Source organism: Planobispora longispora (assembly GCF_016863135.1).
Classification (GTDB): domain Bacteria; phylum Actinomycetota; class Actinomycetes; order Streptosporangiales; family Streptosporangiaceae; genus Planobispora; species Planobispora longispora.
The window spans coordinates 1-9,076 of the sequence record NZ_BOOH01000071.1; the positions used below are offsets into that span (position 1 = coordinate 1).

Annotated in this window: 8 protein-coding genes; 7 read left to right on the plus strand and 1 reads right to left on the minus strand. The window is 72.6% G+C overall.

Translation table 11 applies throughout. From position 1 onward, the window contains the following. Positions 1-499: 499 nt before the first annotated feature. The 3 genes from Plo01_RS37945 to rph all read left to right on the plus strand — a co-directional run bounded on the left by Plo01_RS37945 (position 500) and on the right by rph (position 4,651). Entirely contained in the window at positions 500-1,279 is a 780-nt protein-coding gene (locus tag Plo01_RS37945) for a GNAT family N-acetyltransferase (protein ID WP_239317864.1), read from the plus strand. A 56-nt stretch (positions 1,280-1,335) separates the two neighbouring features. Beyond that, the gene (gene infA, locus Plo01_RS37950) at positions 1,336-1,560 is read left to right on the plus strand and encodes a translation initiation factor IF-1 (RefSeq protein ID WP_203895636.1); all 225 of its coding nucleotides are present in this window, start codon (positions 1,336-1,338) and stop codon (positions 1,558-1,560) included. Positions 1,561-2,050: 490 nt separating this feature from the next. After that, positions 2,051-4,651 carry a rifamycin-inactivating phosphotransferase gene (gene rph / locus Plo01_RS37955; protein ID WP_203895637.1) on the plus strand — a complete coding sequence of 867 codons (2,601 nt, stop codon included), beginning with the start codon at positions 2,051-2,053 and terminating at the stop codon, positions 4,649-4,651. Positions 4,652-4,655: 4 nt separating this feature from the next. On the opposite strand, the gene vanY-N is transcribed toward rph, so the two are convergent. Further along, the gene (vanY-N, locus tag Plo01_RS37960) at positions 4,656-5,273 is read right to left on the minus strand and encodes a D,D-peptidase/D,D-carboxypeptidase VanY-N (protein WP_239317866.1); all 618 of its coding nucleotides are present in this window, start codon (positions 5,271-5,273) and stop codon (positions 4,656-4,658) included. Between the two features lie 191 nt (positions 5,274-5,464). Here vanY-N and Plo01_RS37965 point away from each other — a divergent pair, with 191 nt between their 5' ends. The 4 genes from Plo01_RS37965 to Plo01_RS37980 all read left to right on the plus strand — a co-directional run bounded on the left by Plo01_RS37965 (position 5,465) and on the right by Plo01_RS37980 (position 9,014). Then, positions 5,465-6,139 (plus strand): response regulator, encoded by a 675-nt coding sequence (locus Plo01_RS37965; RefSeq protein WP_203895638.1) that lies wholly within the window; start codon positions 5,465-5,467, stop codon positions 6,137-6,139. A gap of 7 nt (positions 6,140-6,146) precedes the next feature. Then, positions 6,147-7,655, plus strand: coding sequence for an ATP-binding protein (locus Plo01_RS37970; RefSeq protein ID WP_203895639.1), 1,509 nt, complete (start codon positions 6,147-6,149; stop codon positions 7,653-7,655). After that, positions 7,652-8,140, plus strand: a complete 489-nt coding sequence (locus Plo01_RS37975) for a GerMN domain-containing protein (protein WP_203895640.1) — start codon at positions 7,652-7,654, stop codon at positions 8,138-8,140. Before Plo01_RS37970 ends, Plo01_RS37975 begins: the two co-directional genes overlap by 4 nt. Before the next feature lie 82 nt (positions 8,141-8,222). Continuing rightward, complete coding sequence (locus Plo01_RS37980; RefSeq protein ID WP_203895641.1) at positions 8,223-9,014, plus strand: cation efflux transmembrane domain-containing protein; 792 nt, start codon at positions 8,223-8,225, stop codon at positions 9,012-9,014. The last annotated feature ends 62 nt before the right edge of the window (positions 9,015-9,076 follow it).

The following is a 9,076-nucleotide window of genomic DNA, read 5'->3' on the forward strand; positions in this document are numbered from 1 at the left end:
CGCTCTGGCCGAGCTTCGCAGTCGCCTACCAGGCGGCGACAGAGCATCAGCCATCCGAAGGTGCGCTCGGCTACCCGGCGCCGAGACAGGGGCACGAAGCCTCGGGGGGCCGGGGGGCGGCGGATGGCGTGCAGGTCGATGCCCGAGGCGGCGGCGTGGTCGATGACGCAGGAGGCGGGGTGGGGTCGCGTCCATGCCGGTGGCGCAGGAGGCGGGGTGGGGTCGCGTCCATGCCGGTGGCGCAGGAGGCGGGGTGGGGTCGCGTCCATGCCGGTGGCACAGGAGGCGGAAAATGGTTGGACGGGGCGACGTACGCGCCGGTAATGTGCCACGAACCGTGACAGACTGCGAGGAGGTGGGACCCGTGAACGCTGTATCGATGTGGGTGCTCTCCCCCGCGGTCACGGTCGAGCGGCTGACCTAGGTGTCGCCGGGAGCGCCTCGGCAAGGCGATCCCGAAAGGCGATAACCAATGCATCCAGCGCATTTCACCTCAGGCATGGACAAGCATGCCGTAGTAATCACCCGGGTCGCGGAGACGCAGTGGCACGCCGTGGAGGACGACCTGACGGTCGGTCGCGGCTACACCTCGCGCAGGCCCGACGGGCGGTTGTTCCTCAGCATCGACGCGTGGCGCGGCGCGGCCTTCGAGCAGCTCGCCGACGCCATGCTGGCGGACCTGCCGAAGCCGCTGTACACGGTGGTCGACGAGGCCGACCTCGACCTGGCGTCGCAGTGGGAGCGGGCCGGCTTCACGACCCGGCGCCGCGAGTGGGAGTACCTCGTGCCCACCGATCCACGGGTCACCGGGCTCGGCTCGGCTCCACCGCCGGCGGGCGTGACGATAGTGGCCGTCGGCCGGGCGGAGAAGGGCCCTCTGCTCACGTTGGACCGCGTGATCCGCGACGAGGTCGAAGCCTCCGTCGGATGGCAGGAGATGCCCGCCGAGGTGCTGCCCCGCCCGGACGGCCTCACCGTGACGGACCCGTCGGAGTACGCGGTGGCGGTGCACGCCGATGAATACGTGGGCCTGCTCCGGGTGGTGACGGTGCCCCGGCGGCCACGGTGCAAGCGGATCGGGCTGATCGCGATCCGGTCCGACCGGCGCCGCCGCGGCATCGCCCGGGCGCTGCTCGCCCATGTGCTGGGCGCGCTGCACGGCTGCGGGATCGAAACGGCGCCGGCCGATGTGAACGAATCCAACGGGGCGGCCGTGGCGCTGTTCGAGGGCGTCGGCGCCCGGCGTGCGAGCAGCAACCTCGAGCTGGTGCTGCGCTGACGCCCCCACCCATCACCGCGCGACCTCACAGGAACCGACCCGACAAGGACGAGAACATGGCAAGAACGACAGAAGGCATCGAACTCGAAGGCACCGTCGTCGAGTGTCTGCGCAACGCCACCTTCAGGGTGGAGCTCCAGAACGGGCACAAGGTGCTGGCGCACATCAGCGGGAAGATACGGAGGAACTACATCAAGATCTTGCCGTACGACCGGGTGCTCGTGGAACTCAGCCCGTACGACCTCACCCGTGGCAGGATCCTCTTCCGTTACAGGACGTAGTCGCGGTGTGCCGTAGCCGTCGCCAGCGGCGCAGCGGCGGGCTCAGCCGCAGGAGCCGGTGCAGCGTGAGCCCGTCCGCGGCCCAGCGCGCCAGTTCCCCACGGCCCAGGAGAGGGATGCGGAACGCCCGCGCGTGGCGGCGGGCATCCCGGGTGAACGATCCGTTGGTGACGATGACCGCGATGTCCGCACCCTGGGCGGGATGCGGATGACGAAGCAAAGGCGAGGAGATCTCACTCCTCGCCACTTCTAACGTATAGCGGGCAGGGGGGCTTGCGGCAAGACCCGGGTCGTGCCGCAGAATCGGCGGCCGGACACGGTGCCGACGAGGAAACGGGGGGCACGACGTGGGTGTGTTGTCGTTGTACGGAGGACGCGGCGGCCTCCGACCGCCGGCGGGATCGGCGGTGCGGGCGCTCGACGCGGAGGCGCGGGGGATTCGACCGGCCGGTGCGGCGCGACGGAGCACGGCTGCCCCGGAGGTGCCGCGATGATCGAGCAGTACGTCCTGGACCTTCAAGAGATCGACGAGACGCAGGTCGCGGTCGTCGGCGGCAAGGCCGCGCACCTGGGCGGGCTGTCGCGGATCGAGGGCATCCGCGTGCCGGCCGGGTTCTGCGTGACGACGGCCGCCTTCCGCCGGATCATGGCGGAGGCACCGTCGATCGACGATCGGCTCGGCCGGCTGTCGCGCCTGGATCCGGATGACCGGGAGGCGATCCGCACGCTCAGCGCGGAGATCCGCCGGACCGTCGAAGAGGTCGCCGTCCCGGGCGATCTGGCGGCGGCGATCACCCGCGCGCTCGCCGGGCTCGGCGAGCGGGCCGCCTGCGCCGTACGATCCAGCGCGACGGCGGAGGACATGCCGACGGCCTCCTTCGCGGGCCAGCAGGACACGTACCTGAACGTCGTGGGACCGGCGGCGATCCTCCGGCACGTCAGCCGGTGCTGGGCGTCGCTGTTCACCGAGCGGGCCGTGACCTACCGCCTGCGCAACGGCTTCGACCACCGTACGGTCCGCATGGCCGTGGTCGTGCAGCGGATGGTCTTCCCGGACGCGGCCGGGATCCTGTTCACGGCCGACCCCGTCACGGGCGACCGGAAGGTCGCCACCGTGGACGCCGGTTTCGGCCTCGGCGAGGCCCTGGTCTCCGGCCTGGTCACCCCGGACGTCTTCGAGGTGCGCGACGGCGAGGTCGTCGCCGGGGCGATCGCCGTCAAACAGCGTGCCGTCCACGCCCTGCCGGCCGGCGGGACGCGGGAAGTGGCGATCGACCCGCGGCGGCGGGAGCAGCCGGCGCTGACGGACGCTCAGGTCGTCCGGCTCGTCCGGCTCGGGCGGCTGATCGAGGCGCACTTCGGCCGCCCGCAGGACATCGAATGGTGCCTGGCCGGCGATGACTTCCACATCGTGCAGAGCCGGCCGATCACCACGCTGTTCCCCGTCCCCGCGGCCCGCGACCGGGAGAACCACGTCTACCTCTCCGTCGGCCACCAGCAGATGATGACCGACCCCATGAAGCCCCTGGGGCTGTCGATGTGGCAGCTGACGGCCATGGCGCCGATGCACGAGGCCGGCGGGAGGCTGTTCGTCGACGCCACCCGGCACCTGGCCTCGCCCGCGGGCCGCGCCGGCTTCCTGGAGATGGTGGGCAGGACCGATCCGCTGAGCAGAGACGCGCTGCAGACCCTCCTCGACCGCGGCGACTTCGTCCCGGCGCTCCCGGACGGCGGTCCCGGCGCTCCGCCGGTCGGCGGAGCGCCCGCCCCGATCGCGACCGATCCGGCCATCGTCACCGAGTTGATCGAGCGCAGCCGGGCCTCCGTCGCCGCCCTGCGGCGTGACATCCGGACGAAGACGGGACCGGCGCTGTTCGACTTCCTGCTGGAGGCGTTCCAGGAGCACAAGCGAGTCCTCGGTGATCCGTTGAACATGCAGGCGATCATGGCGGGGATGGAGGCCACCTGGTGGCTCAACGACCACCTGCAGGAATGGCTGGGCGAGAAGAACGCGGCCGACACCCTCACCCTGTCCGCCCCCGGCAACGTCACGTCGGAGATGGGACTGGCGCTGCTCGACGTGGCCGACGCGATCCGCCCGCATCCGGAGGTGGTGGCGTTCCTGCAGGGCGTCGAGGACGACGGCTTCCTGGACGAGCTGCCGAAGTTCGCGGGCGGGACCGAAGCGCGCGACGCCATCGAGGCCTACCTCGACCGGTACGGCATGCGCTGCGTCGGCGAGATCGACATCACGAGGCCGCGCTGGCGCGAGCGCCCCGCCACGCTCGTGCCCGTAATCCTCGACAACGTCAGGAACTTCGAGCCGGGCGCCGCCGGGCGGCGCTTCGAGCAGGGACGGCGGGAGGCGGAGGAGAAGGAACGGGACGTGCTGTCGCGCTTGCGCGCCCTGCCGGACGGGGAGCGCAAGGCCGACGAGACCAAGCGGATGATCGACCGGGTCCGGACCTTCATCGGCTACCGGGAGTACCCGAAGTACGGAATCGTCAGCCGCTACTTCGTCTACAAGCAGGCCCTGCTGGAGGAGGCCGGGCGCCTCGTGCGGGCCGGCGTGCTCTCCGAGAGGGAGGACGCCTTCTACCTCACATTCCAGGAGCTCCATGACGTCGCGCGCACCGGCCGGGTGGACGACCGGCTCATCCGGCGGCGCAAGGACGAGTTCCGGTCGTACCAGGCGCTCACCGCGCCCCGGGTGCTCACCTCGGACGGCGAGGTCGTCACCGGGGCGTACCGGCGCGACGACGTGCCGTCCGGCGCCCTGATCGGCCTGCCGGTCTCCGCCGGGACCGTCGAAGGCAGGGCCCGCGTCATCCTGGACATGGCCCGGGCCGATCTCGAACCGGGTGACATCCTCGTCACGGCCCACACGGACCCCAGCTGGACGCCCCTCTTCGTCGCCGTCGCCGGCCTGGTGACGGAGGTCGGAGGATCGATGACGCACGGCGCGGTGATCGCACGGGAGTACGGCCTGCCGGCTGTCGTCAGCGTGGTGGACGCCACCCGGCTGATTCCCGACGGGCAGCGGATCCGCGTGCACGGAGGCGACGGGTACGTCGAGATCCTGCTCGACTGACCGCTCATCGGGACGGCCCGCCCACCGCGCCGGATCCGCCCACGCGTCCCGGCCGGGGCGGGCCGTCCTCGAATGAGGTGTCCCACGCCGGGTGGGGTCGTCGGCGCGGTGGCGTGCCGCCGCTGTCCGGGCGGTGCTCGAAGTGCCACCACTCGTTGTCGTACATGCGGTAGAGGTCGTAGCGGGCGCCGTGCTCCTCGAGCCAGCGCGCGCCTTCGTGGGGACGCACATCCAGCGCGATGCCCTTGACGTGGCCGGATTCCGCCGGTGGCAGCACGAGCATCCGCGCCGAGGCCGGGGAGCCGGAGCGGCGCACCTCCTCGTCGAACATCCGTTGCTGGACGGCGGGGTCGCGGTATCCCGAGGTGAGGCCGATGAGCTGGCCGTGACGCCAGAGCGCCTCGGTGCGCGCCGCGGTGAACGCCGCCATGGCGCCGTCGGTGAGCCCGGTGAGATCCTCGGCGGGGAATCGCATCCGCAACGCCCAGCGGCAGGCCAGTTCGCGGGCGCGGGCGGGATGGCGGACGAACGCCGCGGGCAGCAGGAGAACGGCCAGCATCAGCGTGGCCGCGGCGTACAGCCGGTCTCGGGGCCGGAGCGGAAGGGTGCGTGGTTCGTTCATGCCGAACTACGATTGATGCCGAATATGCGTGCGTTGTCCGCCGCATGTCACGGTTCGTCGACGGCGTCCACCGCCGGCGCGACTGTGACACGACCATGACACGGCGCGGACGGGGCGGGGATACGGCCGGCCGACAGTGGACGGAGTTGACCGGCGGGCGAGTTACGGAGCGTGCTGTGGTACTCGGCGGCGTGTCGCGAGTGTTGTTGATCGAGGATGACCCGGCCGTGCGGGAGGGTCTTGAGCTGGCCCTGACCCGGCACGGGCACGGGGTGCGCGCGGTGGAGTCCGGCGAGCAGGGGCTGGAGCGGCTGCGTACGGACCTTCCCGACGTCGTCGTGCTCGATCTGATGTTGCCGGGCATCGACGGGTTCGAGGTCTGCCGCCGCATCCGGGCCGCCGGGGAGATACCGATCATCATGCTGACCGCGCGCGGCGACGACATAGACGTGGTGGCCGGGTTGGAGGCGGGCGCCGACGACTACGTGGTCAAGCCGGTGCAGCCCAGGGTGCTCGAAGCGCGCATCCGCGCGGTGCTCCGGCGGATCGGCCGGGACCAGGCGGAGCTGGAGCGGCACGGGGACCTGACCATCGACCGGGCCGGGCTGGTGGTCGCCAGAGGCGGTGTGCCGGTGGGCCTCGCCCCGACCGAGCTGCGCCTGCTGCTCGAGCTGTCCGGCACGCCGGGCCGGGTGCACAGCCGTCAGCAGTTGCTGGAGTCGGTGTGGGAGCACGACTATTTCGGCGACTCGCGCCTGGTGGACGCGTGCGTGCAGCGATTGCGCGCGAAGATCGAGGACGACTCGGCGGCGCCCGTCTACGTGCAGACGGTGCGTGGGTTCGGGTACCGGTTCGGGCCGGTGTGACCCGCCGGTGACACCTCGGCCGAGCCTGGGGCTGCGCACCCGGCTGTTGTTCGCCTTCGCCCTGCTGTGCGTGGTCACCGCGGCGGCGGTGGCCGGCGGGATGTACGTCCAGGCCCGCAACGACATTCTGCAGCGGACCCAGGATGCCGCGGCGCAGGCGATGACGAGCCGCCTGCAGACGCTCTACCCGCTGCGGAATCCGGCGCCGGGCCCGGAGGAGCTCGGCCGGATCGCCCGCACCGTGAGCGACGGGAACATCTCCGCGGTCGCCCTCTACCAGGAGACGCACTCGCTGGCCGGCCCGCCGCCGGGGCCTCCCGCCGCCCCGGGCTCCGGCCCGCCGCCGGGGCGCCGGCGGCCGGGCGGGGACGCGCCGGCCCTGGATCCCGGGGCGATCCCACCGGAGCTGCGGCGGGCGGTGGCCGGCGGCGACCTCGCCTGGCAGCGCGTGGTGCGGCGAGGCGCACCCATCCTGATCATCGGTACGCCGTTGCTGATCGTCGAGCGAGATCAGAGGACGCGGTTGTCCGGCATCGAGGTCTACGTCGCGCGCAGCCTGCTTCCCGAACAGCACAGCATCGACGAGCTCGCCGCCCGCGCCTGGACCACCGGCGGGGCGGCCCTGGTGTTCGCGGTCGCCCTCGCGTTGCTCGCCACCCGCGGCGTGCTGGGCCCGGTGCGCGAGCTCGGCCGGGCGGCACGGCTGCTGGGCGAGGGCGAGCTGCGCACCAGGATCGCGGTCCGCGGCTCCGACGAGCTGGCCGAGGTGGCGCGCACGTTCAACACCACCGCCGCGGAGCTGGAACGGCACGTCGAGCAGCTGCGCGCGATGGAGGCCGACGCCCGCCGGTTCGTGGCCGACGTGTCCCACGAGCTGCGCACCCCGCTGGCCGCGCTCGCCGCGGTCGCCGACGTCCTGGACGAGGAGGCGGCCCGGCTGCCCGAGCCCGCCGGCAGGGCCGCCAGGCTGGTCAGCCAGGAGACGCTCAACCTCACCGCGCTGGTGAACGACCTCATCGAGATCAGCAGGTTCGACTCCGGCGTCGCGGCCCTCGCGCTCAACGAGGTCGACGTGGCCGAGCTGGTGCGCGCGACCCTGCGTGTCCGGGGCTGGTCACGGCAGGTGGGCACCGAGCTTCCCCCGGCGGTGACGGCACGGCTGGACCCGCGCCGGGTGGACGTCATCCTCGCGAACCTGGTCGGCAACGCCCTGCGGCACGGCGAGCCACCGGTGTCGATACGGCTCTCCGCCGACCCGCAGCGGATCGCTCTCGAGGTCCGCGACCACGGACCGGGGCTGGACGAAGCGGTGCTGCCGCACGTGTTCGACCGGTTCTACAAGGCCAGCGCGGCCAGGGCCAGGTCCGAGGGCAGCGGCCTCGGCCTCGCGATCGCGCGGGAGAACGCGCGCCTGCACCGGGGCGACCTCACCGTCGCCAACGCCCCGGACGGCGGCGCCGTGTTCACACTGCGCCTGCCACGCCGGGCACACGATCCGGACGGAGGCCCCGAATGAGGACCGGGCCCGCCCTCCGCGCGCTCGCCGCGCTCCTCGTGTCGCTCGCCGCCGCGACCGGCTGCGGCGTGCAGCCCAGCGAGGTCATCACCGGCGACGGCCCGCCGAGCGGGACCGTCGCACCGGCCATGACGATCACCATCTACCTGCTGAAGGACGGCCGGCTCCACGCGGTGACACGGCCCGGTGATCGGCCGCTGTCGTTTCCGACGGACACGCTCGCGCTGCTGGCGGCCGGCCCCACCGCGAGCGAGAAGGCACACGGATTCACCACCGCCGTCCCGCCCGGAGCCGGCCCGTTCTCGGTGATCGTCAAGCCGGCCGGCCACGTGACGGTGACCCCGTCCGCTCCGGCCGGCGAGCTGTCCGCGCTGGCCGTCGGACAGATCGTGTGCACGGCCGCCGCCACGGCGCCGGAAAGCCTCGCCCGGGTCACCATCGTCGGCGCCGGGCAGGAGGTCGACCCTCGCGACTGCCCGGGGTGACGGTCACGATACGGCGATCGTACGCGGCGCCGTCCGGATTCCCCCTTGCGGTTACATAAGCAAATCGGGCTATCATCGCCGTATGGCGATTAATGAGGATATCGGTTCCCGCGTCAGCGCCGACGTCGCCGCCGGCCCCTCCCCGGCCCGGCGCACGCTGCTGCAGCGCCGCATCCGGCTGCTGGTCGCCGCCACGATCGCCTACAACCTCATCGAGGCGGCCGTGGCCATCACCGCCGGCGCCGTCGCCTCCTCGGCGGCGCTCATCGGCTTCGGACTGGACTCCATCGTCGAGGTGGCCTCGGCCGCCGCGGTGGCCTGGCAGTTCTCCGCCGCCGACCACGAGAGGCGGGAGAGGACGGCGCTGCGCATCATCGCGATCTCGTTCTTCGCGCTGGCCGCCTACGTCACCGTCGACGCCGTGCGCGCGCTGCTGGGCGGCGGGGAGGCCGAGCACTCCACGCCGGGGCTGATCCTGGCCGCCCTGAGCCTGGCCGTCATGCCGTTCCTGTCGGCCGCCCAGCGCCGCGCCGGCCGTGAACTCGGCTCCGCCTCGGCGGTGGCCGACTCCAAGCAGACCCTGCTGTGCACCTATCTGTCGGCGGTCCTGCTGGCGGGCCTGGCGCTCAACAGCGCCTTCGGCTGGTCCTGGGCCGACCCGATCGCCGCTCTGGTGATCGCGGCGGTCGCGGTCAAGGAGGGGCGCGAGGCCTGGCGCGGGGAGGCCTGCTGCGCCGTACCGGCCGCCGCCTCCGCGTCCGGCGGCACCGGCGGGCCCGGCGGGTGCGCCGGCGACTGCTGTCCGGGCGACGCCCCGGCGACGGTGAGCGTCGACACCACGATCAGGCGGGCTGGTGATCGGCCGGACGCCTGAGCGGGCGGGCTGGTGATCGGCCGGACGCCTGAGCGGGCGGGCTGGTGATCGGCCGGACGCCT

Bases quoted from the DNA above. Each gene is read 5' to 3' on its own strand.
- Plo01_RS37945 (WP_239317864.1), top strand. From the start codon at position 500: ATGGACAAGCATGCCGTAGTAATCACCCGGGTCGCGGAGACGCAGTGG.
- infA (WP_203895636.1), top strand. From the start codon at position 1,336: ATGGCAAGAACGACAGAAGGCATCGAACTCGAAGGCACCGTCGTCGAG.
- rph (WP_203895637.1), top strand. From the start codon at position 2,051: ATGATCGAGCAGTACGTCCTGGACCTTCAAGAGATCGACGAGACGCAG.
- vanY-N (WP_239317866.1), bottom strand. From the start codon at position 5,273: ATGAACGAACCACGCACCCTTCCGCTCCGGCCCCGAGACCGGCTGTAC.
- Plo01_RS37975 (WP_203895640.1), top strand. From the start codon at position 7,652: ATGAGGACCGGGCCCGCCCTCCGCGCGCTCGCCGCGCTCCTCGTGTCG.
- Plo01_RS37980 (WP_203895641.1), top strand. From the start codon at position 8,223: ATGGCGATTAATGAGGATATCGGTTCCCGCGTCAGCGCCGACGTCGCC.